At 53.8% G+C, this 26,267-nt stretch carries 24 protein-coding genes, 1 tRNA gene and 1 pseudogene; 13 read left to right on the top strand and 13 right to left on the bottom strand.

Features of this window, described 5'->3' with window-relative positions:
* Position 1: 1 nt before the first annotated feature.
* Together A3709_RS14250 and A3709_RS23325 are read right to left on the bottom strand one after the other, a co-directional pair.
* Positions 2 to 1,840 carry a glycerophosphodiester phosphodiesterase family protein gene (locus A3709_RS14250; protein ID WP_066055843.1) on the bottom strand — a complete coding sequence of 613 codons (1,839 nt, stop codon included), beginning with the start codon at positions 1,838 to 1,840 and terminating at the stop codon, positions 2 to 4.
* 66 nt (positions 1,841 to 1,906) lie between these two features.
* On the bottom strand, positions 1,907 to 2,257 hold the full coding sequence (locus A3709_RS23325; protein WP_066055840.1) for a hypothetical protein: 351 nt from the start codon (positions 2,255 to 2,257) through the stop codon (positions 1,907 to 1,909).
* A 377-nt stretch (positions 2,258 to 2,634) separates the two neighbouring features.
* On the opposite strand from A3709_RS23325, the gene A3709_RS14240 reads away from it, so the two are divergent.
* A complete protein-coding gene (locus A3709_RS14240) occupies positions 2,635 to 3,168 on the top strand; it encodes a nuclear transport factor 2 family protein (protein ID WP_066055837.1) in 534 nt (177 codons plus the stop codon).
* Between the two features lie 18 nt (positions 3,169 to 3,186).
* Here A3709_RS14240 and A3709_RS14235 read toward each other — a convergent pair whose 3' ends face one another.
* Positions 3,187 to 3,642 (bottom strand): GNAT family N-acetyltransferase, encoded by a 456-nt coding sequence (locus tag A3709_RS14235; RefSeq protein ID WP_066055833.1) that lies wholly within the window; start codon positions 3,640 to 3,642, stop codon positions 3,187 to 3,189.
* Positions 3,643 to 4,137: 495 nt separating this feature from the next.
* On the opposite strand from A3709_RS14235, the gene A3709_RS14230 reads away from it, so the two are divergent.
* Both A3709_RS14230 and A3709_RS14225 read left to right on the top strand, forming a co-directional pair.
* A complete protein-coding gene (locus tag A3709_RS14230) occupies positions 4,138 to 5,154 on the top strand; it encodes a triacylglycerol lipase (protein ID WP_066055830.1) in 1,017 nt (338 codons plus the stop codon).
* 79 nt (positions 5,155 to 5,233) lie between these two features.
* Positions 5,234 to 6,268: a lipase secretion chaperone gene (locus A3709_RS14225; RefSeq protein ID WP_066055827.1), complete on the top strand. Its 1,035-nt coding sequence runs from the start codon at positions 5,234 to 5,236 to the stop codon at positions 6,266 to 6,268.
* Between the two features lie 181 nt (positions 6,269 to 6,449).
* Here the strand turns inward: A3709_RS14225 and A3709_RS14220 are convergent, their stop codons facing one another.
* Complete coding sequence (locus A3709_RS14220; RefSeq protein WP_197484196.1) at positions 6,450 to 6,761, bottom strand: hypothetical protein; 312 nt, start codon at positions 6,759 to 6,761, stop codon at positions 6,450 to 6,452.
* A gap of 994 nt (positions 6,762 to 7,755) precedes the next feature.
* Between A3709_RS14220 and A3709_RS14215 the strand changes: the two genes are divergently transcribed.
* From A3709_RS14215 to A3709_RS14205, 3 genes are read left to right on the top strand one after another with little or no spacing between them, the layout of a single operon-like run.
* Complete coding sequence (locus A3709_RS14215) at positions 7,756 to 8,580, top strand: hypothetical protein (RefSeq protein WP_082850118.1); 825 nt, start codon at positions 7,756 to 7,758, stop codon at positions 8,578 to 8,580.
* A 21-nt stretch (positions 8,581 to 8,601) separates the two neighbouring features.
* On the top strand, positions 8,602 to 10,167 hold the full coding sequence (locus A3709_RS14210) for a DUF1254 domain-containing protein (RefSeq protein ID WP_231871189.1): 1,566 nt from the start codon (positions 8,602 to 8,604) through the stop codon (positions 10,165 to 10,167).
* 37 nt (positions 10,168 to 10,204) lie between these two features.
* A complete protein-coding gene (locus A3709_RS14205) occupies positions 10,205 to 10,594 on the top strand; it encodes a DUF3604 domain-containing protein (protein ID WP_066055824.1) in 390 nt (129 codons plus the stop codon).
* Between the two features lie 703 nt (positions 10,595 to 11,297).
* Here the strand turns inward: A3709_RS14205 and A3709_RS14195 are convergent.
* Both A3709_RS14195 and A3709_RS14190 read right to left on the bottom strand, forming a co-directional pair.
* Complete coding sequence (locus A3709_RS14195) at positions 11,298 to 11,624, bottom strand: hypothetical protein (RefSeq protein ID WP_066055818.1); 327 nt, start codon at positions 11,622 to 11,624, stop codon at positions 11,298 to 11,300.
* Between the two features lie 324 nt (positions 11,625 to 11,948).
* Positions 11,949 to 12,025 (bottom strand) — tRNA-Arg (locus tag A3709_RS14190).
* 149 nt (positions 12,026 to 12,174) lie between these two features.
* Here A3709_RS14190 and A3709_RS14185 point away from each other — a divergent pair.
* Together A3709_RS14185 and A3709_RS14180 are read left to right on the top strand one after the other, a co-directional pair.
* Positions 12,175 to 12,855, top strand: coding sequence for a type 1 glutamine amidotransferase domain-containing protein (locus A3709_RS14185; protein WP_066055815.1), 681 nt, complete (start codon positions 12,175 to 12,177; stop codon positions 12,853 to 12,855).
* A gap of 165 nt (positions 12,856 to 13,020) precedes the next feature.
* On the top strand, positions 13,021 to 13,686 hold the full coding sequence (locus A3709_RS14180) for a sulfotransferase family 2 domain-containing protein (RefSeq protein WP_066055813.1): 666 nt from the start codon (positions 13,021 to 13,023) through the stop codon (positions 13,684 to 13,686).
* Here A3709_RS14180 and A3709_RS14175 read toward each other — a convergent pair.
* Positions 13,672 to 14,331, bottom strand: a complete 660-nt coding sequence (locus A3709_RS14175; RefSeq protein ID WP_082850117.1) for a sulfotransferase family 2 domain-containing protein — start codon at positions 14,329 to 14,331, stop codon at positions 13,672 to 13,674. The genes A3709_RS14180 and A3709_RS14175 overlap by 15 nt on opposite strands.
* On the opposite strand from A3709_RS14175, the gene A3709_RS14170 reads away from it, so the two are divergent.
* Positions 14,320 to 16,854 carry a glycosyltransferase gene (locus A3709_RS14170; protein WP_156507767.1) on the top strand — a complete coding sequence of 845 codons (2,535 nt, stop codon included), beginning with the start codon at positions 14,320 to 14,322 and terminating at the stop codon, positions 16,852 to 16,854. The genes A3709_RS14175 and A3709_RS14170 overlap by 12 nt on opposite strands.
* Before the next feature lie 3 nt (positions 16,855 to 16,857).
* Here A3709_RS14170 and A3709_RS14165 read toward each other — a convergent pair whose 3' ends face one another.
* The 5 genes and pseudogenes from A3709_RS14165 to A3709_RS14150 all read right to left on the bottom strand — a co-directional run bounded on the left by A3709_RS14165 (position 16,858) and on the right by A3709_RS14150 (position 19,768).
* Positions 16,858 to 17,445, bottom strand: a complete 588-nt coding sequence (locus A3709_RS14165) for a sulfotransferase family 2 domain-containing protein (protein ID WP_231871187.1) — start codon at positions 17,443 to 17,445, stop codon at positions 16,858 to 16,860.
* 45 nt (positions 17,446 to 17,490) lie between these two features.
* Positions 17,491 to 17,904 carry a hypothetical protein gene (locus A3709_RS23770; protein ID WP_066055801.1) on the bottom strand — a complete coding sequence of 138 codons (414 nt, stop codon included), beginning with the start codon at positions 17,902 to 17,904 and terminating at the stop codon, positions 17,491 to 17,493.
* A gap of 69 nt (positions 17,905 to 17,973) precedes the next feature.
* Positions 17,974 to 18,147 (bottom strand): annotated as a pseudogene (locus A3709_RS22675) (helix-turn-helix domain-containing protein); the annotation flags it as partial.
* 122 nt (positions 18,148 to 18,269) lie between these two features.
* Positions 18,270 to 19,133 (bottom strand): sterol desaturase family protein, encoded by an 864-nt coding sequence (locus tag A3709_RS14155; protein ID WP_066055798.1) that lies wholly within the window; start codon positions 19,131 to 19,133, stop codon positions 18,270 to 18,272.
* Positions 19,130 to 19,768, bottom strand: coding sequence for a TetR/AcrR family transcriptional regulator (locus tag A3709_RS14150; RefSeq protein ID WP_066055795.1), 639 nt, complete (start codon positions 19,766 to 19,768; stop codon positions 19,130 to 19,132). Before A3709_RS14150 ends, A3709_RS14155 begins: the two co-directional genes overlap by 4 nt.
* Before the next feature lie 127 nt (positions 19,769 to 19,895).
* Between A3709_RS14150 and A3709_RS14145 the strand changes: the two genes are divergently transcribed.
* Both A3709_RS14145 and A3709_RS14140 read left to right on the top strand, forming a co-directional pair.
* Positions 19,896 to 22,355 carry a TonB-dependent receptor gene (locus A3709_RS14145; protein WP_066055792.1) on the top strand — a complete coding sequence of 820 codons (2,460 nt, stop codon included), beginning with the start codon at positions 19,896 to 19,898 and terminating at the stop codon, positions 22,353 to 22,355.
* Between the two features lie 190 nt (positions 22,356 to 22,545).
* On the top strand, positions 22,546 to 22,731 hold the full coding sequence (locus A3709_RS14140) for a hypothetical protein (protein ID WP_066055789.1): 186 nt from the start codon (positions 22,546 to 22,548) through the stop codon (positions 22,729 to 22,731).
* Positions 22,732 to 22,811: 80 nt separating this feature from the next.
* Here A3709_RS14140 and A3709_RS14135 read toward each other — a convergent pair whose 3' ends face one another.
* Positions 22,812 to 23,711 carry a LysR family transcriptional regulator gene (locus tag A3709_RS14135; RefSeq protein ID WP_066055786.1) on the bottom strand — a complete coding sequence of 300 codons (900 nt, stop codon included), beginning with the start codon at positions 23,709 to 23,711 and terminating at the stop codon, positions 22,812 to 22,814.
* A 90-nt stretch (positions 23,712 to 23,801) separates the two neighbouring features.
* Between A3709_RS14135 and A3709_RS14130 the strand changes: the two genes are divergently transcribed.
* Entirely contained in the window at positions 23,802 to 24,698 is an 897-nt protein-coding gene (locus A3709_RS14130) for a hypothetical protein (protein WP_066055783.1), read from the top strand.
* Complete coding sequence (locus A3709_RS14125) at positions 24,695 to 26,179, top strand: NAD(P)/FAD-dependent oxidoreductase (RefSeq protein ID WP_231871186.1); 1,485 nt, start codon at positions 24,695 to 24,697, stop codon at positions 26,177 to 26,179. Before A3709_RS14130 ends, A3709_RS14125 begins: the two co-directional genes overlap by 4 nt.
* Positions 26,180 to 26,267 lie beyond the last annotated feature (88 nt).

Genomic DNA, 26,267 nt, shown 5'->3' with positions numbered 1-26,267 from the left:
CTCAGGGCGAATTGTCCCGGTAGCGCTTAAGCGTCTCGGGCTTACCGAAGAACAGGGCCGCACTGATCGCCAGGCGGCCGGCGGGGCTCAGCTCAGCTCTTTCGTTTAATACCTGGCGGGCCAGCGCTGGCTCGTCAGTAATCACTCCATCGACACCCATGGACATCCAGTGGCTCAATGAAATCGGGTCGTTCACTGTCCACACGAATACCTGCTTGCCCGCCTTGTGGGCCCGACGAATAAATGCCGGGCTCGCCAGTCCCTGGTTAACGGCCAGGAAGTCGGCGCTCAGACGGGTAATGTCGCCAATGGCTGTGGCTGCCAGCAGGCCGCCCGTCCAGTCCGGACGCAGTGCTTTAAGCTTATGCACGCCGTCGAGCTTGAGTGACATGATGGCCACACGCTCAGCCATGTCGGCAGCTTCCACGAGGCCGACCACGCGTTGTTCCAGCTGTTGATCGTGCCCGTAATACTTCAGCTCAATCACCAGGTTCGCAGAAGAGGCGGTGATAACCGTCAGGACTTCGGCGAGCGTAGGGATGCGCTCGCTGGCAAAGGCTGGATCGTACCAACTGCCCACGTCGATGTTGCGGAGCCTCGCCAGGTCGCCCTCCCAGACTTTAATCGGGTCGCCGGCTAGTTTCATAAAGTCGGAATCGTGAACCACCACGACCTGTCCGTCACGACTTTCCTGTACGTCGATTTCCACCCAGTCGGTGCCATCTGCAATCGCCTGCTGAATAGAGGCTAGTGTGTTTTCTGGCGCAGAACCGGCCGCGCCGCGGTGAGCGATAATGGCCACGTCGTCCCTGAAATCGACCTGGTGCAGCATTAGCGCCAGTGCGCCTACCGCTAATACACAGATAACCGTGGTAATACCCAGCGCCCCCATTGAAGAGCGTCGGGTGTCCCCAGTCGATGGCGAAGGCATGTCGGCTGCGTTGCCGCCAGTGATGTCGTGCAGGTCATTGATGACCGCGGCGAAGCCGCCAAAATTCAGCGCAGTGATCAGGACATTAAGTGCGGACCATAGAGCGCCCAGCAGACCCAGAGCCAGGGCGAGTGTGGCCAGTGAGGTCAGCCCGGTACCTAAAATGATTTCCATGCCCAGAGTGAGTACCAGTAGCGGCAGGGCAGAGAGCCCGATCACTACCAGCAGCCAGTGGAGCAATGCGCTGCGCACCTGTGCCGGATAAGCCATCACCCGCTGCTTGCTGAGTTCGAATGCTGCCGCTGGTTCGACACCTTCCATCAGCACAATGGGCAGCACCAGGCTCCAGTGCCAGAGGCGCAGGCACAGCACCCAGAGCAGTGGCACAGCGAGTACCAGTGCCGCGGCCACGGTCCCTGTAAAGACGGGCGGTCGCTCTGCCAGGTAGTAGTTGATGTCGTGATCAGTGAGCAATGCGAATACGAGTCCTGCAACCACCACCAGGTAGGGCAACAGGATGAGCAGCACCCTCAACGTTAGCCGGATGGTCAGCCCCAGCAGTTGGCTGGCTCGGGACAAGCTGAACCGAATCGCCTCGATAGGGGCAATGACGTCACCGGAGCGGCTGGAGCGTGCGATGAGTAGCAGCGCGCCCAACTCCAACCCCACGAAAACCAGGGCCACGGAGATCAGGAATACGGCACCGATAAACCCCGTCGGGGAGAGCAACAGGCGCGCAATGTCCTGATCCACTGCTGCCGCGGTACCTGCTGCCATTAGCGTCAGTTTCAGCATCAGACCGAACAGGGGCGCAAGTACTGTAATGGCCAGCAGTGTGTACAGCAGGTGGGTGATGAGTAATGGCTGCCAACAGGCACGCAGATGAGACAGCAGTATGGCTGGGCGCATAAAGCCTGTTCCCCTGATTATTGCTTTCCCACAGTGTAGTCGAGCACCGGGCAATCGCAGCGGAGGTTATTTTACGGCCTGGCGTACCCGCTCGTGGATGCGGTCCATGGGGAGGTGTTGTTCCGCTTCTTCCATCACAAATTGTCGGAAGGAGTCTGCTACGGCGCTGAGCTGTTTCTGGCGTCGATGAATCATGTGCCAGTGGGTAAGCAGCGGAAAACCGCTCACGGGCAGCTTGGTCAGGCCCTCCGCATTGGCATCGATCAGGGCATTGCAGCGAACCAGTCTATTCAGAACACCGTAGATCTCAATTACGACAACCGGGGCACGCCCTGTAATGGCTTCGATACCAGTGTGGGTGTAGCCAAACATCTGGCGATTCAAAAAACCGAGGCGTCTCCCAATCTCGGCTTTCATAAAACCTTACTGAGATTGGCCAAGGACTACGGTGGGTCCACTTTGGTCGGGGGCGTGAAGGTGACACTGGGTATTGTAAAATTCTGACGCCAGGGCTTACTGCAGCAGGGACTGGACCTGGAAGACATTCGGGACACGCTGCTCGGCCGCGAGGGAGCGCTGGCGAAGGCAACCGGATACAACATGGCCAAGCGCAACCTGATCGCTGAGGCATTGCAGGTATCCCTGTAGCACACCTGTTAGGAGGTGCCTGTGTTGCGCACGCCAGGCACCGGTATTATCTGATGTACCGCCGTGCAACATTCGGCGCTGTAGCTGGTGGAATCCCGCCACTGCGCTAGCCTCATGGTTAAAACCAATCAGCGGAAACCGGCAATATGAACGATAAGAGCCAGGTCGAGCGGGAGGCGCTCGACACCTACGAGCGCTTTATCGCGCAGCGCGATCGCATCGATGAGGGGCAGGCGGGCTGGGACAGCCTGGCGGACTTCTTCACCGAAGACGCGGTGTATCTTGATCCCGCCTGGGGTCGACAGGAGGGACGGGAGACGATTCGTCAGTTCTTTGTGCAGTCCATGGCCGGTTTGACGGGCTATGGCTGGTCTACACCCGAGCGCTGGACCATGACCGACGGGCACCGGTTGGTGAGTCACTGGGATCAGGTGCTTGGCGAAAAGCCGGACGGTGGCCAGTGGATTGTTCCCGGGTTGTCGATTCTTTACTACGCGGGCGATGGTCTGTTCTGCTACAGCCACGACTATCTGAACATGACGTACATTGGCGAGACACTCAAAGCCATGCAGTGGCAGCCGCCGGCAGAATTTAATATGCCACCTGCTAAACCAGAGTGGTCTACACACCTGCCGCCGGCCTGGGCGCATTTGCCCGAGGTATTTGCTGGCGAGGCCTGACTGCGCTCCTGGTCATCGTCAGGGCCTGTGTAGCTTCATCTCCACCTTGTGGGTGACGAAGCCCAGCTTCTCGTAGGCACGAATGGCGCCAGCGTTCTCTGAGTACACATCGAGATAAAAATCCGTCACGCTGCGCTCACCGCTCCAGGCTATCAGGCGCTCCATGATCTCGCCGTTCAGCCCCTGACCGCGCTGCGCTGGCGAGACATACATAAACCCGAGATAGCCGTGCCGGGTGTGCGTAAACACCGGCCTGGATTCATCGATACGGACATAGCCACAGGCCGCAATCTCACCGTCTAGCTCCGCCAGCAGCAGGCAGACATTGTCGCTGTCGATCAGCCCTTCGAGATCGTAGTAGATGACACCTTCTGGCTTGATGCTGTCGTTGAAAGGGCGCTCCGCCTCTACCACGCCCTGTTCGAGCTGGCGCAGTGCGGAGACATCGTCGAGGGTGGCTTCGCGAAATTTCATGGCGCGTCTCTGAGAGTTATGCCAAAAGGAAGTGGCCGTGAAAAGAGGATTGAGCGTAACACGCTTGGGCCGGGGTCGCGTACGAATGTTGCGACCCCTGCGTGGCGCCTGCGGCGTCTAAACTGCTGGCGCAATTTTTCGAATTTGGGAGGTTTTAACCATGTCTTTCTGGCAGACCGGATCATAAAAAGCCTTCCTCTGGAGGGCAGTGCTCTATCCAGCTGAGCTGCGGGCTAATAAAAAATACAAATAAAATCAACAGCTTGTGGTTTTTATTATGGCAAGACAAGCACTGGCAGGGCGATAGTCAATCGTTATACCCCAGTAACAATCATATGCCGTGTACATGGCGAGTTTGATGCTTCACCGGATCGGCTCATGCAGGGGCTCACATTTCTTTAGCTTTTGCTTGGCTGCCGCTTGCCCAATCACAGAATTTGGTCTACTTTGTAAAGTGTTTACACTGTCAACAATAAACTAACAAGACGGGGTTTCATGATGAAAAAGACCAAGAGTGGTGAAGCGGGTCTAAAAGTTGTTTTCGCTGCGCTATTGGCTGTGGTGGTGGTTTCAGGCTCCACGGTTGCCAGGAGTGATAACTCGGGCGCTGTCCAGTATCCCATTGTTCTGGTGCATGGTTTATCAGGCTTCGATACGTTGCTGTTCGTGGACTACTTTTTTGGTGTAGAGAATGCGCTGTCCAGTGTCGGGGCAAACCAGGTATTCACGGCGCAGGTCACCGCTTTCGAGAGCAACGAAGTTCGTGGAGAACAACTGTTGAGTTATGTACAGGATGTACTGGCACTGACAGGGGCTCGAAAAGTTAACCTCATAGGGCATTCCCAAGGGGGGCCAACTTCGCGTTACGTCGCGGCAGTGCGCCCCGACCTTGTGGCATCTGTCACCTCTATTGGCAGCCCTCATTATGGAAGCGATGTAGCAGATCTGATCAACGGCTCTCCCCTCAGCCCCGCGGTCAGCGGGATTGCGAATGCGCTGGGTGGCCTGATTAGTGCATTATCTGGAGACCCGCAGCAAACGCAAAACGCGATGGCGGCTCTCGCCTCGCTGGATTCGGAGGGGGCAGCAGCATTCAACGCCACCTACCCCCAGGGATTGCGTTTTGGCGCGTGCAAAGAAACGCCCTGGGTCAATGTGGGCCGATGGTGGTGGCCTCAGTGGGTGAAGGACTACTCTGTCAATGATGGTGCACACGAGGTAGCCGGCGTTCGCTACTATTCGTGGGGCGGTACATACAATGCACTTGCTAACTCCAATGCGTTGGATCCCATCGATGCTGTACTTGCCATCACCGGTCTCGTACACGGGGCAGAAAACGACGGGTTGGTGGAGCGCTGCTCAATGCATCTCGGTGATAATATTCGCGATGATTACACGATGAATCATCTCGATCAGACGAATGGTCTGTTCGGGCTGAGGGGGCTGTTTACGACATCGCCGCTCCCACTCTACAAAGCCCATGCAGTGCGTCTCAAGGCTGCCGGGCTCTGAATACGAAGACCAAAACGCAAAGCTCCGGGGCGCCCTTGAGGTGCCTTGAGGGCCAAGCGGGGAAGTGCGAAAGTCCGCTATGAAGACGCATTCGATTGTCGCTGCATTGATAGTGATGACAGGCTGCGTCGGCTACTTCTATTTCGGCGAACCTGATTCAGTGGCTGGAAGTGGCGACATAGCTTTGTACGATCCTGCTCTGCCCGAAGCGGTGCTTCCGAACGAGACCATAGAGAACATTGTGAGGGGCTCAGCCCAGCCTGAGAGTCTGCTGCCTGAAGAGTATTTTGATCAGGTACCAGCATCACTGTCAGGCATCGGTGCGCCTGTGCTTCTATCGACCGATGATAGCGGGTCTTTGATAGTCGATTGGCGTTTAAGGGATCTCTTCGAACACTACCTTGTGGCAATTGGCGAGGAGCCCCTGGAGATCATCATTGCGCGCATCCAGCATTACCTTCGCGGTAAGTTGAGTGTGGATAACTACACAATTGCGATAGATATTCTCGAAGGATACATAAAGTATCGCAATAACATCGGCGCTATTATCAATGACGCAAATATTAAAGGTGGCATGTCCGGGGACAGGGAGAGCATCGCAGCACTGAAAAGAGAAATTCGTGAGTCCAGATTAGACTTTCTGCCCGCTGGCGTAGCAGAGGCGATGTTTATCAGGGAGGACGCCTACGATGACCTTATGCTCGAAAAGTGGCGAATTACCACCGATGCAACTTTGACACCGCAGCAGCGCTCGGAAGCGCTTGCGTATTTGAACGAACAAGCGCTACATGCCGGTAACATTGGAAGCCGAATGTCGTCAGCTCTTATTGAAATACGTGAAATATCCGCAAACCTGAGCGATTCGGGTCAATCCCCAGAGGCTATTTTCGAGGCCCGTCGTCAAGTTGTAGGAGTCGACGCTGCCAGTCGTATGGCTGCACTCGACGCTGAGCGCCTGGATTGGCAGCGGCGTGTCGATGAATACAGGCAGGAATTGTCTGCGGTAGAAGGCTACCCAGAGGAAGAGAGGGCGCATCTTGTTGAAGAAATACGGCGCCGACACTTTCAGAGCTATGAGCTTGTCAGAATTCGGGCCATTGATAGAGGCGGCTGACGTGCATCGCGCCTTGTGCGTGCGGGCTTCCTCCAAGCGCTCAAGGCGTATGCAGCTTCATCTCTACCTTGTGGGTGACAAAGCCCAGTTTTCATGGGCGCGAATCGCTGCTGAGTTTTCTGAGTATACCTCCAGGTAATAATCATTAATGCCGCGCTCGGTACTCCAGCCCATCAATCGCTCAATGATGGCGCCGTTCAAACCTTACCGCGTTGCTCTGACGACACGTACATGAACCCCAGGTAGAATGCTCGGTGTGAACGAAAGCCGGTTTGGATGCATCAATTCGGGCATAGCCGCTAGCCACGATATCATCGTCCAGTTCGGCCACGAGCAGGTAAGTATCCTTGCTGGCCATGAGACCCTCGAGATCGTAGTAGTGAGCACCCTCGGCTCTAATCCCGCTTTTGAAGGGTCGCTCAGCTTCGACAACGCCCTGCTCGAATCTGCGTAGCAAAGGTAAGTCGTTGTGGGTGGCTTCGCGAAGTATCATGGGTTTTTCTTAAACTAAAACTGTCTACTAAGAGGCGGTCTTACCGAGGGAATTCGAAGCCATCACTGTCTGCCCAAAGACGTGCACATCAAGTAAATCTGGAAACCGCAGTTCATGCTCACACTTCCACAATGGCTACTTTTCTAGGCAATAAGAGCGAGATTTCTCTCTGCACTCATATAATAGGCGAATTGCTTTTTGAAACGTTTCTAGATGAGTTTTTTGAGCTGCCGATGAAACAATCCTCGGGGCATTGGCCGGTGCAGGAGTGAGGCTTGCCGACGGTTTAGCTATAGGCTTTGGATGCCTCTTAGTGTGACACCCGGAGCAGCCTAAAGTTGTCTGAAATTTAGAGCTGATTATATCTGGCATCCCCTGACAACTTACAGTGTGGGAAAATTTGTTCAGCCTCACTCAGGCCTTTCGCAATTTGCATTGTTCGTTGCGACTCAAATCAGTTATAGCAAGTAGCTCAGCCGTCAGGGGTTCCATGGACCGTGAAAGATTCGCGCTTTAGGAATAACTGGCTTGGCGGTACAGAGCGCACTTGCCGGGCGTGGCAGAGGTACCTCGTCTCTGTTGCTCAACATTGATTTCCAGGGATTTGCAGGAGTAATCAAAGTTCAGCCATTTAAGCCTGCTCAGAAAATATTAAAAGTTTCACAAGCCGCTTACGGCGTATGAGCATATTTCTACCAAGCAAAGTCAATTAATCATAATCCTTTGAGCCAGCAAGCATTGGCGTGTTCCCAATGCATGTGTCGATTCTCTAGTCGCCTCAGGGGTAGATTATTTTCGCAGATCGAAGGACTGCGACGGACGCGCCGGGTAGATCTTGTCTCAGTGTATGTGAGATGGGCTTTCTACCAGGCTGCATGGCTAGAATACAGGAAAAATAAACCTATTGAGCGCGCCTTTCAGAAATACAGTCTACACTTGGCATAGTTCATGCAGAACTACTCGAGAGTAGAACGACACAAGCGAGGAACGCAAAATGCGAAAATTCTTCCCGCACAAGTTACATACGCACCACGCTATCGCGTCATTTTCTTTCAGCACTTTTTGTATGTGCTGCCTGACTGCCACTGGGCAAACTGCTTTAGCTGATGAAGACTTGGCTCAAAAACTCGCGAATCCGATTGCAGCAATCACGTCATTGCCTTTGCAAATAAATCTTGACGACAATCTAGGGCCTAATGACAAAGGCACCAGGAAGACCATTAATTTTCAGCCAGTAATTCCATTTTCTCTGGGCGACGAAGCCAGCTTGGTTACACGCACCATCGTTCCATATATCGATCAGAAAGACGTGATCCCTGGTACATCTCAATCGGGTTTTGGCGATATCCTGTTCAATGCTTGGTATTCAAAGACTACGCCTGACAAAGTGACTTGGGGTGTTGGTCCAATAGTGCGTATACCAACTTGGTCAGACGTTTCGACAGATACCTGGGCCGGTGGTGCAACCGGGATTGTACTGAAGGTGGCAGGCCCTTGGACGATGGGTGCACTGGGTAACCACATCTGGGATCTTGAGAGCAACCCGAAGGTTCCTACTAGCGCAAGTTTCGTTCAGCCGTTCGTTTCTTACACGACGAGCAGTGCGTTCACATACACTTTGACATCTGAGAGCACCTACGATTGGAAAGCTACAGAGTGGACGATCCCGATTAACTTGAGTTTGGCTAAGATTCTGCCTATTGGTGGTGTCCCCATTAACTGGGTGGCGGGCGCTGGTTATTGGGCAACGTCGCCTGATAATGGGCCCGAGGGATGGCGACTCCGTTTCCAGCTGCAAGTCGTTATACCAAAGGGCTGACACTGACAGGATGACACTTCGATGAAAATGCTGAAAAGATTAGAAACAAAACAGGTAGCGGTACTGGCGCTGTGTCTATTAGTAGCGGTGCTCGGGACGGCAGCTGAACCAACGCCAGGATTTAATCAAACCATTCCTAAATCGATTCTTACAGAGGATGCGGTTGACACTTCGATTGGAGAGCTCCGTTTCTTTGATGGTATGCCGGATGATGAAACTGTCGGAAAACTCTATGACAATCTCGATACGATTAGAGCCACTGATGTTTTTCTGAATATGGTCCCCGCAGCCTCACTTGAAGGTATACGTCGTGGTCTCGAGGGTCTTGGTGTGACGAAGCCAAACCAAGTGATGATGTTCGATCAGCTACTCGACTCCAACCCACTATTTTTGACGGGGAATACAGATACGGTGTATTCCGTCGTAATTTTTGATCTGAGTCGCGATGGCCCTGTTGTCGTCGAAATCCCTCCGGGTAGCGGTCCTAGTACCGTCAATGACGCGTATTTTCGTTTCGTGACGGATATGGGCGCACCCGGACCTGATCGTGGAAAGGGGGGTAAATACCTAATTTTGCCTCACGACTATGAAGGGGATATTCCGAAAGGCTACTTCACAGCGACTTCGCCCTCCGCAATAAATCTGATGGTTCTGCGAGGCTTTCTTGTTGATGGAAAAACAGACGCAGCGGTACGGTCCGTCAAGGAAGCTTTGAAAATATATCCCCTGAATAAAAAAGATAATCCGCCTGAGATGAAATTTATCAGTGGGTCGACGATTCCATTCAACACGGTGCACGCCAACGACTCGAGCTTTTTTGACGAAATTAATGATGTTATTCAAAGAGAGCCAGTAGGATTCCTGGACCCTGAACTACGCGGTCAACTGGCGAGCATAGGTATACAAAAAGGTAAACCGTTTGAGCCAGACGAGCGCATGCAGCGGTTGTTGCGCGACGGCATTGCCATTGGCAATGCGACTGCTCGTGCGTTGCTACTGCAGCCACGAGATAAAACCGCATATTTGTATGACGATCGTCGGTGGTACTCCGCTTTTATTGGGGGCGATTATCAATGGCTGATTGCAGGCGGTGATGGTGGGCGCAACCTCGATGCACGCACAGCGTTTTTCTACGGATACACGTTGAACACCCCCGCTATGGTGATGAAGATGGTCGGCGCCGGATCGCAGTACGCGGTCGCCGCTTCTGATCAGTCGGGTAATTATCTAGACGGCAGTAAATCTTACCGGATCCGCATTCCTCCGAATGTTCCAGCAAAGGACTTCTGGTCAATGGTGGTGTACGACCCTCAGACGAGAAGCGAACTTCAGACAGGCCAGCCTTTTCCAAGTAAAAACAACAAACGCGATAGTTTGATTGTCGATAAAGACGGGTCAATCGAACTTTACTTTGGCCCAACGGCACCGGACGGAAAAGACGCCAATTGGATAGAGACTGTTCCCGGCAAGGGATGGTGGGCCATCTTTAGGTTGTATGGACCGCTAGATGCCTGGTTTGACAGGGAATGGCGCCCCGGCGACTTCGAACTCATCGGAGATGGATTCGGCGATTCGCATGATCACTAGAACCCCGTGAAGCGGTCACAACTACTGGAGCATCAAGATGAATCGATTGAAGGTTGTACTTTGTATGCTGTGTGCCGCTTCTGCATCGCTTGATGCGGCAACACCTGATCAGGATCAGTTGCTGTTTGGTACGACACACGGTCACACGAATTGGTCCATTGATGCCTTTGGCATTGGCAACCAGTCGTTGGGGTCGAAGGTTGATCACGATGTTGCCCTTGGTGATGCAGTGACGCATCACACTGATAGCAAGGTGAAGTTGCAGAGGCAGCAGTACTATGCACTGCCGAACCGCGCTGAGATGATGGGCATTGTACTCGGTTTGATCAAAGCGAGTGGCCTCGTTCACATCGGCCAATGGGTCGCTTCAGTTGGGCTTGGAAAAGCGATCGCCATCGATACTCATGACTGCAGATGTCGCCGCTAAATTATTTGCGGAGATTCACTTCATTTGCTGAATGCAGGGCGTCGAATCTGTCGGAAGGATGCACAACCACCGCGAGAAGTTGGGAAAGTGTAGGATGTCCAAAGGGCATTAACAACCGATGGAACTTAAATTGGTTGTCGTTCGTACTTTGCAGAGCACGAGAGCTGTGGAGGGCAGATTCGAGTATCGCCAGGCTCTCCCTGGAAGTCACTACTGTATTTTGGTCGAATTTAAGGTGCGGCATTTGGTCCGCTCCACTAAAACGCAGCAAAACCTTGAAAGGATGAAGAACTATGAAAACCATATGCCTGTTAGCCTCTGTCGCTATTCTTAGCTCCACGTTTCTTACCGCTTGCTCGACAAATCGCTCAGATACACGAGTGGAAGCTCGTACCGAGGCACGTACAACCGAGCGTGTTGAAGACAGACGAGATTGATCTATGTTTTATAAAGGCGTTGCGGTATCGCTAGGGAGTTGATTGTTAGTGAGAACAAGGACACCTATCTTGCATTAATTTTAATGCGCGGGAAGTATTCACGAACTGTTCGGGGTATTTATCTAAGGTGATTGTGTCGACTGGACCCTCGGGACAGTCGACGTATCTCTCGGCGAGTGCTAGAAGCTTCGGCTGCATGGGGCCACTAAGCGCTCACAGCATGGGCCGGCGCTACGCCGGCCCCCATTGCTTTTGTTTATTAAAGGTCACTGAAGTGCTGCCGCCGCAACGAGGGCAGCCAAAACCCCTGCCCATACTTTTGTAGCTAAACCTTGTGAATATTTAAATTCGGAGACTGCATCGGCATTGCCTCCCTTATCAGGATGTCGGAAAACAAAGTGATATTCATAGAAGAACCACACTGGTGGACCAATCCCCCAGCTGGCGAGGACCGCAGTTTTTATAGTGTGACAATCGGGAAACTTCAGAATGAGAGCCAAGCCAGTCAGAGCCAGAAAAACACCTAGGAATGTAATAAATCGAATGAACTTCCTCGTCGATTCTGATTTGTATATCACTTGGTGGTCAGTCATATATGGACCCCTAATAGCTAAAGATATGGACTACTTAATCGTGCACAGAAAAGCCTCGCTTTTTCGGGTGCAGCTTTGTGGACGTGGTCAGCCTTACAATCTACCACAGCCCCCAGAGGCAGCTAATGACCCCAAAGCGGACATTTGACTTACGGCAATGAGTGCCCATTTTTAGGCGAAAGCAGACATAACTAGCAGCATGGACCAGCTTTAGCTAAAGGTCAGATTTTCAGCTGTTTGACCTATTAAAAAACAAAAGTGGTCCAGTTATGGTCCAACTGCCATTTAGGTTAGTGCGAACTTGCTGGGAAAGGCTTTGTAGAATGGCCCGCCCGAGAGGATTCGAACCTCTGACCTCTGCCTCCGGAGGGCAGCGCTCTATCCAGCTGAGCTACGGGCGGAACGGGGGCGAATGGTACCTTTAGCGCGGTGGCGAGTCCAGCGCCTATTCGTGGGTGATCAGGCCGTGTAGCGGTCTATGCGGGGGGTGAATCTGCACCGCGTCATATAGACGTATATTGTGCACTGATTATTCTGGAGAGCATTCCCAATGCGCGTACTAATGGTCCTGACCTCACATGATCAACTCGGTGATACCGGCGAGAAAACCGGCTTCTGGCTGGAGGAATTCGCCGCTCCTTACTACCGGCTGCTGGATGCGGGGGTGGAGCTCATCCTGGCCTCGCCAGCGGGGGGGCAGCCGCCGCTGGACCCCAAGAGTAGCGCACCTGAGGCCCAGACCGAGGCCACCGAGCGGTTTAATACCGATCCGGCGGCACAGGCTGTGCTGGCAAGCACTCACTTGCTCGCAGAGATGGACGCTTCAAATTTTGACGGGGTGTTCTACCCCGGCGGCCACGGCCCGCTCTGGGACCTGGCCGAGAGTGCTGATTCCATTGCCCTGATTGAAAGCTTCATGGGGCAGCAGAAACCCGTAGCCGCTGTCTGCCATGCTCCCGCGGTGTTGGTGAATACTCACATTAACGAGGAGCCACTGGTCAAAGGCCGTAAAGTTACGGGCTTCACCAACAGCGAGGAGGCCGTGGTAGGTCTCACCGAGGTGGTGCCGTTCCTGCTGGAGGACCGCTTACAGGCGCTCGGCGGCGAGTTCAGTGCTGTGGCCGATTGGCATCCCTATGCGGTGACGGACGGCCTGCTTATCACCGGCCAGAACCCGGCGTCGTCGGAGCCGGTGGCTGATGCATTGCTCGCGGCGCTGCAGGCTGGCTAATTATTCTCGCGCCGGCCTCTGCTTGCAGTACAAGTCATTTGCTCAGTCTTGGGGTAAACCCGAATTTGACCCAATTGCAGTGTATTCCGCTGCGCTGTTGAGACAGACTGAAATCCATAGCATATGATGAATTTGTCGCCACAGGATTGACAGCACACAGGCAATATGATCGTTTCGCATCGGTATAAGTTTATTTTTATTAAGACGTCCAAGGCGGCCGGGACCAGTCTGGAAATTGCACTGTCTCAATACTGCGATGACGGCGACATTGTCACGCCTATCAGCAAGAAAGACGAGGCCACGCGGCAAGCCCTGGGCTATCAGGGGCCGCGGCATTATCGTGAACCGCTGGGAGAATTAGCACTGGGTGCGGTAGCGCCGCTTGCAAATCACAGCGGTGCTAAACATGCGCGTAAATTTCTCGGGGAGAAAGTGTGGTGTGAGTATTTCAAATTTTGCGTCGTACGAAACCCCTGGGATCGATTTCTCTCTTTTTATCATTGGCGTTACCCGTCGGAGCATCGCCCTAGTGCCACAGACGTATTGGTTTCAACGGAGGCTAATAAGCTCATCAAACTGGGTTACGAGCTCTATACCCAGGATGGAGAGGTTCTCGTGGACCAACTGCTGCGCTACGAGAACCTCGGTGCTGAAATAACGCAGCTTGCCCCTCGTCTTGGGCTTCCCGGGCCGCTTCAGCTACCGCTGGCGAAGGGCAGTCATCGCCCCAAAAGCAGCCGTGTGGATGATTTGTCGCTTAGCGAGAAGCTCATGATTCAGAAACTCTGTGAGCGCGAGATTCGGTTGCTGGGTTATTCATTTCCCCTCTAGTTCTGCCGGAAAATCGTATTTGAAATACGCGAGGTCGTCGGCGTAGAGATGTTCCACCCAGCGCCTTGTTTCATCTCTGCGGTAGTAATCGGCCAGGCTGCGGTACTCTTTGGGTCGGTGATCTCTGGACACGTTTACTTTAGGAAGCGGTGTGTCCGGCAGCTGCAGTTGTTTGGCAACGGCAGAGAAATCTTCGTTTAGCTGCTCGAAGCGAATTACCCGATTGACCAGCATATTGCCATTTTTGTCGTTTAGATACTCTACTTGGGGCCGTACGAACCAGTACATGTTGCGCCACAGATGTCGGAAGAAGCGGTTAAATACAAAGTCATCGAAACTAGTTGCCCGAGACTGAGGTAAGTAGTGGTACATCGATATCAGCCTCTTATAGGGGTTGCGCACAATACTGAAACGGAAGTAGGTCTCGAACAAATCAGCACTTATGTGGCCGCAGTCTACGTATTGGTGTGCCAGCAAGTGCGCCATTCTGGGCGGGCCCTTCTCGGGGTCGTCATTGCGGTAGAGCAGCAGCTTTGGGCGGTCTTCCTCTTGCAGGCCCAGTCTATCCAGAAACCACTGTTCAACACTCATACCTGCTGTCTTGGGTATGTGTACGAAGACACAATTGTGTTTATGGCAAAGCATGCAGCGGCTCCAATTCGGGGACGATTGGTATTCGTGATCAATCTCCCTATACTTCCTCTTTTGCCTTCACGCTACAAGACTGGAATAACGATTGTGATTGCTGGACATTCTCTCTGCCTGGTCATGATGGTCAGGAATGAGAGCGCTGTTATTGAGCGCTGCTTGGATTCCGTAAAACCTTATATCGATCGCTGGTTGATCGCTGACACCGGTAGTGATGATGATACCTGCGAGCGTGTTGAGCGGGCACTGGAAGGCATTAAAGGTGAGCTGCTCCATTTGCCATTCACTGACTTTGCGCATGTTCGCAATCAGTTGGTGGATGCCAGTAAGGGCTTGGCTGATTTCGTGCTCTGGCTGGACGCAGACGAGACGCTCAAGGTGTCCTCTACCATTGACCAACTGCGAGTAGCGCCGGCGTTTCAGCTGGCCGTTGAGGCCGTTGGCGCTAGTTATCTGCAGCCGCGGTTGGTACGAAACGATGCGCACTACGTCTTCCGTGGCGCATTGGCTGAGACTGCTGTTGGTCTGGAGGAGGCTGTTTGGCTCGACTCGTTGCGAATTTGTCATCACTGTGATGGTGTGCGCTGGCGCGATGCGTTGCGGCTTGAGCGAGACGGTCTCTATTTTGAGCAGGCGCTGCTAGAGGCTCCCACGGATATTGGTCTGTTGTTCCCGCTGGCCGATACTTTATATTCCAGAGGGAGTTGGGTTCAGGCCATGGAACAGTATCGTCGCGCCGGAGACTATGCCATTGAGTCGGCACATCAGTGGTATGCGAAATATCAGCTCGCTCGAGCGGCTGATCGAGCTGATCACCATTTGACCCGAGTGATTGGTGCATACCACACAGCCTATGAACAAGACTCAGGGAGGGTGGAGCCACTGGTTTGGATGGCGCGACGATTGCGTCAGGAAGGCCAGTTGCAGGCTGCTTTTGATCTGGCCGTCGCGGCGATTGATTTGCCAGAGACTGAGCCATGCTATTACTTCGAGCCGAGCTTGTGGTCAGAAGGTCGGTATGTGGAATTTATCAGGATAGCGTCAGCGCTCAACTACCACTCGCTGGCGATCGAAACGGTCGAAGCGCAATTACATAAGTACGGTCAACGCTGTGCGTTTCTCGATGAGTTGTCGCAGCTGAGAGAGGATGTTCTGGATCAACAGGCAGCCCATCCGGAAGCTCTTCCCGGTGATACTTCCACTGCAGCTGGTGTCAGTCTCCACTATGAGCCTGCGGAGATACCAGAGGCTACTCCCATTGGAGAGCGGCGCAAACTGTGTATAGGCATGGCGACCTTTGACGATTATGACGGCGTGTACTTCTCGATTCAGGCAGTGCGCATGTTTCACCCGGAGGTGCTGGATGAAGTCCAGTTCGTCGTGCTGGATAACAATCCCACCAGCCCTTGCGCCGCGGCGCTGAAATCAATGGGGGAGGATGTCCCGCATTATCGATACATACCGCAGCCGGAGGCAGTTGGAACGGTATGCAAGGACTATATCGTTCGCGAGGCGAACGCAGAGTATGTGATGATAATGGATTGTCATGTATTCCTTGCCCCCGGTGCGATTCGGCGTTTAATTGATTATCTGGATTCGCGCCCTGACTGTACTGATTTGCTGCAGGGTCCATTGGTGTATGACGATCTCAAGAGTCTTTCCACGCACTTTAAGCCAGGGTGGAGTGGCGGCATGTACGGTACCTGGGATACCGACCCGCGCGGCGAGAGCATTGACGCCGAGCCATTTGATATAGAGATGCAGGGGTGCGGCTTGCTCGCGTTCCGTCGGGATGCCTGGCGGGGCTTTAATCCCAGATTCCGAGGGTTTGGTGCGGAAGAGGGTTATATTCAGGAAAAGTTTCGTCAGGCAGGAGGGCGTTCGCTCTGCGTGCCTTTTCTTCGTTGGTTGCACCGTTTCAATCGTCCGCTAGGGGTGCCCTACGTGAACGATTGGGACGATCGAATTCGGAACTATGTGATTGGCTGGACTGAGTTGGGGCTGGATGTATCGTCAGTTCACGCACATTTCAGTGAGCTGCTGGGGAGTGCCCATGTCGATGTTCTGTTTGCCGCGTTGCAAGAAGAGATGGAAGGGCCTCTATTTGATTTCGATGCCATCGTCTATTTGCCTGGAGAGGGGCAAGACGTACCGGCACTATTGGCGAGTCTGGGGATAGACAAAGTGGTAGTGCGGCCGTTTGCAGGCAATGAATTGGACGCTGCAGGGCGCTTGCAGTGGCTGTCGAGTTATCTTCAGCAATTGGCGAATAGCCCCTGCCGTCACTGTTTGGTAATACAGGATGTAAAACAGCTGGCTGAAGTGCAGTTAGCAGACGCCCAGGATGCACTTTGCCAGGTGGCTGACGGCATGCCTCAGGTTGTGCTGGCTGGATCCACAGAGGGATTGGAAAATATGGTCGTAGGCAGTGCAGGATTGAGCGATTTGGCTGCCGCGCTCGCTGAGGTTGCAGTTGCTACCCGTCAATTGACGGATATGCCTGGTTCTATGAGCGCTTGAAGCTCAATCTGCAGCATAATTGCGCCGCCAGGAGTCCTGATGATAGCCATGTTGTTCGAAGTCTTCTCGTTGCAAATGGAAAACCCTGTCTGCCAGTTCCTTCGTATACAAGGCGTGCCAGCTGTTCCGATTGGCCGAGTTGGCGTTACGGTGAAGCAATCTCGGTATAAAGCCCACGCGTTGCCACAGGCTCAGCTCATTCCATTGTTGCTCAAGTGACTCGTAGCGCAGCAAGTGGCTGACTTCTATGTCTCTTAGCCAGGAGCAGGCCGGGGGATCGTCTGCGAGGCCCCACCAGTGCAGGCAATGCTTCTCCAGCTGCGCAATATATTCATGGAAGGTCCAGTGCCATACGGAGCGTGGGTGGCTGTCACGGCGGTGCAAGTAGTGGCTTGCCATGCGTTGATAAGGGTTGCGCACGCCCGCGATGATCGTGTAATCCCCTTTAGTGCATTCGACGGGGATATTCATACGATGTTGTCCCATATTCACAGAATCTGGAAACGCTCTCTGGAGAGAGTGTGAGATCGCGGTGGATGCGGTTCGAGGTACCGCGAGATAAACAAACCGGTGTTCGTGGTTAATAATCAAAGTTCTGGGCAGCGGTGCGGGTGTTCAGCACAGGCGTTATTTGGATTACGCTTCGTCCTTGTCGTTGCGTTTCTTGTCGGCGATAGCTGCTGCCAGGGCGAGACCTGTTGCCAATCCGGTGATACCCACAGCACCAATGGCCGGGACAGGAAGAGGCGCAGCGGTGGTTGTGGGGGGGGGCGCTGTAGTCGTTGGGCCACCGGTTGTGGTTGGGCTCCCCGTTGTGGTCGGTTGTACGGTGGTTGTGGCCGGTTGTACGGTGGTTGTGGTCGTTGTGGTCGTTGTGATGCCCGGTTGGGCGTAAGCCTTGGGTACCAGTCCGCTATTAATAGTGCCGGCTGCAACGATGAAGCCGCTGGCAGTCAGTGCTTTGCGAACAAAGTCGCGGCGGCTGTCCTGTCCTGCGGACGGGTTGTCGTCAGAGTGTGCCTTTTGGCCCTTCTTCTTATTGTCATCCATGGCGATTTTCATTCAGATTCTACGTCGCGCAAATTTTATAGGTATTGGCCTTATACGTCGATGGAAATGTTACGTTTTCCCAAAAAGATTACTGTGGCCGTGCCGATACTGGCTGGGTGTCATCCCCACGCATTTCTTGAAAAAGCTATTAAAGGTGGCCTTGCTATTAAAGCCCGCGGCGGTTATCACGTCGGTGACCGTGCGATCCCGCCAGTCGCTGTCCCTGAGGAGGCGCTTGGCCTCTTCAACGCGCCGTCATCCTGTAATACCTGCAGAATGTCTTGCCGTGGCGAGTTGGCGGGCAGGTGATACAGTGAAGTCGTCATGGAGCAGATCACTCTATATTGCGGGGGCGTTGGGATGCGTCAGTGATGCTGTGCGACAGTGTGTCCGGCGTCATCGCTTCGCTGCCATTCAGGAGGGCCGAACACGCTCATCCAGCGATCGTGACCTGAACGGGACTGCAGCAGATCACGCGCTATCTGCTGCCACACATAAAATGTGAGCTTTATCGGATTGTTGCTGTCAATGTTCTTGATCAGGCCGTAGCGCACCGGTGATTCTTCCTTGGCATAAGTGCCGAATAGATGGTCCCAGAGCATGAAAATGTTGCCGTAGTTCTTGTCGATATACTCGGGGTTACTACCGTGGTGCACTCTGTGCGCGGACGGCGTATTGAACAGAAACTCAAACGGTCTTGGCAGGCGGCCGATGACCTGTGTGTGTCCCACTACGCCCCAGAGCGTTGCGATAACACCGGCGACGGCTGTGATACTTGGGTCGAAGCCCACCAGCGGCAGTGCTATGAAGAAGGGTACCTTGCTGAGCGGACCGAACCAGGCCTGACGGAAAGCGACACTGAAGTTCATGTGCTGGCTGCAGTGGTGATTCATATGCACGGCCCACAGAAACCGCACCCGGTGGGATGCTCTGTGATACCAGTAGAACGTGAGATCGATGGCGAAGAATATGACGATCCACTGCATCCACAGCGGTAGCTCACGGGCAATATCGAACAGGCGGAACTGATAGAGGTAAAAATACAGACCGATGATAGTGCTCTGTGTGATGCCGTTGATGAGTATGTTGCCCCCTAGCAGACCGAGCGTGCCGAGTACGTCGCTCCGGTCGTAGTGGGGCAAGCCGCGCGCGGCGGTGAAAGCGACCTCTGCAGCGATCATCAACACCACAATGGGCGCGCCTATGGCATAGACATCTGCGCTGGTCATGACAGGTATTCCTTTTTCAGTGCCCCGGTAGCCCACAGGTCAATGACCGTGTGCAGAGCGCTGCGGCGGGTCATGTCACAGCGCTCAAAGACGTTTTGCTCGCTAGCGTGTCTCATCATTACCATCAAAGTCGACAGGGCAAGGTCAGCGTTGAGGTCCTGCCTGATGGTATCGAGCAGACTGCGGCGTGAATGTGCCATGAAAAGCTGGTAGTGCTCTACATAGACGGCATGGGCCTCGGGGAAATCGCGCTCCAACTGCAGCCAGAACTCAGCGGAGAAACGGCCGATATGATCCATCCACTGGGTGATGAGAAGCTCGATCCTCTGTTTAGGCTGCAAGCCCTCTTTCAATCCACGCTCACGTCTGGAGAACCATATGTCCGCCCAGGAGTCGATGAGTGCGGTGACGATATGCGCTTTGCTGTCGAACAATCGATATAGCGTCCTGCTGCTAATACCCACTTCCCTGACCAGCTGGCTAATAACGACATTGCGTGGCCCGACCGTCCGGGCGTGTTGTTCAAATACCGACAGAACACGTGCGCGTAGGGCATCGTCCCGGGCAGTGATCGCGGTGTCTGTTGCCATGGTTGCTGTTGTGTCGGTGTTACTTGTGGAAAATATGAAAATCATAATATTTTCCTTGTTATCTTAAGTCAACCTTTTTACACTCGCGCGCCGCATACAACCTTCCGCAAGCCGCCGTGCAACAGTCAAGCCCGGCTGCGGAGGTACTGCAAATAACAGAATAGAGGGCGGTATGAGATACAGCATCAATTGGCTCGATGCAGCAATGGGCTTTCCACGAGGTTCGGTCCTGACGCGAGCTGCGACGATCGCGGTGTGGGCTTTGCTGCCGCTTACCGGGCAGGCACAGATGCTGGAGGAAGTGCTGGTCACGGCTCAAAAACGTGCGCAATCTCTGCAGGATGTGCCTATTTCCGTCTCGGCGGTCAGCGGTGAAAAACTAGAGCGTGCCGGCATTCTAGACTTTGCTGACCTATCTGCCTATGTGCCGAATTTTCAAAAGGCGGATACCGCGCTGGGGCCGGTGCTGTTGATCCGGGGTATCGGCTCCGGCGTCAATCAAAGTTTTGAACAATCGGTAGTCCAGTACGCCGACGATGTTGCGCTTGGGAGGGCGCCTCTGGCCCGCATGCCGTTCATGGATTTTGAGCGTGTAGAGGTCTTGCGCGGCCCGCAGAATGTGCTGTTTGGAAAAAACAGCATCGGCGGAGCACTATCAATTACTACCGCGGAGCCCACAGAAGCCTTTGAAGGCCGTGTCTCTGCCGAGTACGAGCATGATTACAATCAGCAGCTCTATACTGGAGTCCTATCGGGACCGCTCACCGGCGCATTGGCCGGACGCCTCGCGGTCCGATCGTATTCGGACGCCGGTTACTACGATAACTTGACCTCAGGCAATCAAGAGCCGGGACGGGACGAGTTCTCCATTCGCGGAAAACTGCGCTGGGATTTCAACGACGCTATCACCTCCACGTTGAAAGCTGAGCACGCTGCGATTGAGGCCAATGGTACCCCCAGTGAGGTATTTCTGAACATGCCGTCTGGCACAGGGCCTTTATCCTTTCTGTTTTCCGGTTTGACTTATCCCGAAATCGGCGAGCTGCTAGGAGAACTGACCGGCGAGGACGTCGGTTCCGAGGACGGCGTATTCAACTTCAGGCGGTCCACGAACGTCGAGGAATCATCGGAAATCGCTGCGACCAATATCACGCTGCGGCTGGAGGGTAAACTCGGCGCTATCGATGTGACCGGCGTAACGGCGTGGCTCGAATACGACACCGACGAGCTGTGTGATTGCGATCAGTTAGGGCTTGATGTCCTATCGATCACACAGAGTGAGGACTACCAGCAGTTCAGTCAGGAACTGCGCTTTACTTCGCCCGTCGGTGGTGCTTTCGACTGGATAGGCGGTGCGTTCTATCAATATTCGGACCTTGCTTTTGACAGTTTTAGTCTGGTTGACGATAACAATGTGTTGACCGCTCTGGGCGTGCTGGGTGACAGCCTTGGCCCGGCTGGTGCAGAGCTCACAGCGATTGGTTTGGGTGCTAATTCACAGACTGGGCGTGCATACGACTCAGAGAGTGAGATTTTCGCTGTATTCGCACAGGCCACTTGGCACCTGTCGGCCCACGCGCGTATGACAATTGGCGCCCGTTATACCTACGAGGAGAAGACGGCATCGCGTGTTATCGATAGCCGGAATACGGCGACAAACGACTTTGATCTCGAACAGTCGATTGTTGTCAATCAGCTGCTGGGGATCGACCTGCAAACGCTCGGTGAGCTCAGTGCCACCCAGGCGCTGGGTCCGGAGTACCCCAAGGGCTTCTTTTCCACTCACAACCTGGATCAGACGAACAGTGAAGACGCGTTCACGCCCAGCTTGGTTCTCGAATGGGACGCCAGTGACAGCGCTATGGTCTACGGCTCTGTCGCCAGCGGCTACAAATCTGGCGGTTTTGATGCCCGTGGCAATCGCGAGGGTGATTTCTTCTACGACAATGAAACCGTGGTAACTTACGAGCTTGGTGCGAAAACCAGGCTTTTTGACAACCGTGCAGAGCTTAACGCTGCAGCCTTCTACACCGATTATCGTGATCTACAGGTCAGTCAGTTTGATGGTGAAGCCGGCTTTTTTGTTGGCAATGCGCCCAAGGCCGTGACGCAGGGCGTTGAACTGGATGGCCGGGTCCAGCTATCCGAAGGACTGTCGGCCACCCTCTCGATGGCCTATCTTGACTTCGAATTTAAGGAGTATGAGGGTTCCTGCTCCAGGCCCGAGTTTATTGAGACGGGCGTCAGGCAGTGTGACTACCAGGGCAGGCGCAATATATTTACGCCCGAGTGGTCGGGCAGCCTGGGTCTGGCCTATACCAGAATGATTGCATCTGGATACTCTTTGTACGCCGGCTTAGACGTGAGCTACGTCGACGAGCAGTTTGTCGAGGTGACCCTTTATGAACCATTGCAGCAGGATGCCTATACTCGGGTTAACGCGCAGCTGGGTCTCGAGTCGGATCGCTGGTCGATCTTGCTGATCGGCCGCAACCTGACGGATGAAGATATCACAAGCTATATTTCAGAGGTCACCCTGTCCGGCGGTAACCCGTTTTATGCACCTTCATACGCCGGCTTTTACGAACGTCCGCAGACCGTGGCGCTACAATTCAACTACTGGTTTGACTGAGTGCTATTGGCGGGGGGCAGAAAGTTCTGAGGCGGCTCCTGTGCGCACCGATGCCAGAGCCCGGGCACTCTGGGCGACGCCAGCCTATGCCTATCGCTTCGCTTAGGGCGGTGTACTGTATATCCAGTCCGTCGGCAAAGACCGTTTTGGTACACGGAAAATACAGATCGACAGTCTCCTAGACGTTACCGTGCTGACAGATCATGCGGAGCTTCTTTGCGAGTTGAAAATCTATCACACGCCCGGCGCAGGGTACGATTCCAGATACGCCTGCCTGATGGATCGATACTTGTCCGATGTGGGGATGCAGATCTACAGCTGGGTGGTGGTCATGGAACGCAACCGCGTAGCCGAGAGGTCAGTGTCCTCTGAGTGATATCGGGCGTTGGCAGGCGGCCATAGCACAAACACGTGGCGCAGGTTATCGCAGGCATCGACCCATAAACTCTTCCGCAATCAATCCAGATCGAGTATACAGCCACGCAACCACTGCCACCCCAAATCATTACTGCGAGAGCTGTGCCACATCAGGTAGATCGTTAAGGGCCGTATATGAAACGGCACCGGCAGTATTTGGAGGCTGGGCGCGAAGCCTTCGAACTGGGCCATGCGTTGAGGCACGATGGCAATGGCATCTGACTTCATCACGACGGGAGGCACGGCAAGGTACTGATGCACTGCCGTCATTATGTTCCGGGTGCCGCCGCGTGTGGACATGAAGTCTTCCAGGATGGCTCTCCGCTCCTCGCCGAATGTCATTACAACGTGACGTTCAGCAAAGTACGCTTTTTTAGTGATCGAGCCCCGGATTCGCGGATGGCCCTTACGGGCGATCACTGCCAAGGCTTCCTGTCCAAAAATGGCGTACTCCACCTGCGGCAATTCTGGCTTAACAAAGTCAAAACACCCATCAATGGCGCCAGAAGCTACAAGCTCAAGGCCGGTCTGGCTCTGGTCAAGCACCGATTGAATCCCGATACTACTACCGGCACTGCTGAGCAGGCTGAGGATTCTGGGCAGCAGGTCTAGCTCACCATAGCGCCCGAAGGCCAATTTGAAGATGCGGTTTGAAGCGGCTGCATCGAATGCTTGTGAATTTTCTAGCGCCGATTCGACGATGTCTAGCGCGTGTTGCAAGGGCTCAAAAAGCTCTTCTGCGCAGTGTGTTGGCGTCATCCCCCTGGGCGCACGCACGAACAAGGTTTTGTTGATGGACTGTTGCAGTCGCTTAAGCGCAAGGCTCACGGCAGGCTGCGTCATATGCAGCGATTCGGCAGCCCGGGATATGCTACCCGTCTCGTATACCGCGAGGAATACTTTGAGCAGGTTAAGGTCGAGCGTTCTGATATTAAGCATGTTTATACCAGTTAATAATAAATATTAATTATTAATATATATGAGCGTACCCTAGACTGCCAAGGTCGAAACGGCGAGGTAAAGGTTGTGATGGAGTCAGGCAGCGTTAACGACCAGTTCACCTACATAACACTGGGGTTGTTCGGGTTTTATATCATCTATGAGGGGCTGCGCGGCCGCTACCGCGATGGCCGCAAAACCTTCAAGGACTGGCAAATCTTCGGTATCTCGTTTGCCTGGCTGCAGTTCGTTGAGCGGCCAATGCTGATTGTGTGCTCATACTTCACATACCGTACATTGATGCCAGGTCTAGAGGGTAATTACGGGCACTGGCAGGACGCTTATTTGGTGCCTTTGATTGTTGCCTTTGTTCTTATCGATGAGCTGCTGCACGGCTCTGTACACTACTTTGCCCACGCGAAACGCGCGAAAAACAAGTGGCTTGCAGTGATACAGCGCTGGTACAAGGGTGCTCACCGGCTGCATCACACTAACGGCGGCCCCGATGGTAAAGGGCAGATCGGGGCTTCTCAGACCATTGTTGTAAGCTGGGGGTGGCCGTTCTCGTTACCCAACTACTGGTTCGGTACGTTCTGCCTATACCTCGGGCTGTGGGAGGTCTGGATTTGGGGCACCTCGATGAAGAGTCTGTGGGGCATTCATAATCATGCCAACCTGACCTATGACATGACCTTATTGAAGCACAGAAGTCCGCTGATTTCGAAAACCATGTATGCGCTTTGCCATGTGTTTGTATTTCCGAATCAGCACCACCATCATCATAGTCGCAGCAGCAACTCGGGGAAAAACTTTCAGAATTTTATCGCGCTTTATGATTGGTTGCTGTGGAAGAAGCTGGTGATATCGACAGAGCGGCCCGAGGTTTACGGCTGGCGCAAAAGCGAGGCCGAAGAAACTAGCGTTCTCTATCGATTTTTTCACAGGCCCTTTATGGATAAATGGAAGTTGGGGTTCTTCAAGCCGTGAGTGATGTAGAGTCCGAAGCAAATGCTTGCGATAGCGACGAGGCAAGTTTTGTGGAGGTGATCGTCGTTGGCGCAGGCTTTGCAGGTATTGGTGCCGCAATCAAGCTTAAGGAAGCCAACTTTGACTTCGTTATTCTCGAGAAAGCAGCAGACATAGGCGGCGTGTGGCGAGAAAATACTTACCCGGATTGCGCCTGTGATATACCTTCGAGCCTATACTCTTTCTCCTTTGCGCCTAAAGCTAACTGGTCGCATTTTTATGCGCGCCAGGTAGAAATTCAACAATACGCAAAAGATACGGTAGGCCGATACGGTCTGCATGACTCTATACGCTTTCACAGCGAGTTGTATGAGGCGCGCTGGGATTCCGCCAGAAATGAGTGGCTCCTCGACACCGCTACGGGCAGGTACCGCTGCCGTTACTTCATTGCCGCCACCGGTCCGATGCACGTGCCCGTAACGCCCACAATCACGGGAATGGAGACATTCAGCGGTGATCGTTTCCATTCTGCGCAATGGCCTAAAAGTTACGATTTTTCCAACAAGCGTGTTGCGGTTATTGGCAGCGGAGCATCAGCTATACAGTTCCTTCCGGTAGTTCGCAAACAGGCGCAGCACGTGACGCTATTTCAGCGAACTCCGCCGTGGGTGCTGCCCAAGCTGGATGTGCGTATATCGCCCGCGTGGCAACGCCGATTTGAGCGCTTCCCCTTTTTGCAGCGATTGCTAAGAAAGGCGCTCTATATCCAGTTTGAGCTGCTTAACAGCGGCCTGAAATGGTCGACTTTTACCCGACGATTGCAGTCGGCGGGTATCCGCAACATGGAAAGGGCAATCAACGATAGCTCACTGCTCGCAAAGCTGACGCCCGACTATACGATAGGTTGCAAGCGCATCTTGCAGTCCAACACCTGGTATCCGGCACTGGCTTCCGACAATGTCACGGTAACCGACGGCGTCAGCCATATCGAAGATGGTCAACTGGTCGCCGCGGACGGCTCGACCCATGAGGTCGATGTCATCATATTCGCGACTGGATTCGAGGTGGCCAACCCGCCGATAGCAGAGCTAATTGTATGTGCTGGCGGTGAGACGCTGGCGCAGCAGTGGGCTGGAAGTCCTAATGTTTATCTCGGCACCCTTGCCGAGGATTGTCCAAACCTTTTTCTTACCTTTGGTCCGAATCTCTATACGTTCTCCTCGGCGTTTGTGATTATTGAGGCGCAGCTTAAACTGATCATTCGCACGTTGACGCAGGCAAGGCGCCGGCAGGTGGTGAAGCTGCAAGTTTATGCCGAGAAAAACAGGGACTACAACGTAGAGTTACAACAGGCGCTTCAAGGCACAGTCTGGAATAGCGGCGGCTGTTCCAGTTACTTTATGGATAGCAATGGCCGAAACAGTAGTAACTGGCCATGGACTACTTGTGCCATGCGCAGGCGCTTTGCAGCGTTTCGCCTGAATGACTGCGAAACAAGCTAAGGCTGGCAGAGCAACACTTACACATTCTTTCGCCGGGATAAACAGCGTCACGTCGCCGGAGTGTGCTCGCTGCAGAATTTTTCGCTGG

It is taken from the genome of Halioglobus sp. HI00S01, assembly GCF_001635445.1.
Lineage (GTDB): Bacteria > Pseudomonadota > Gammaproteobacteria > Pseudomonadales > Halieaceae > Halioglobus > Halioglobus japonicus.
Note: the sequence above shows the minus strand (reverse complement) of the source record. Positions and strands in the feature narration are given on the sequence as shown.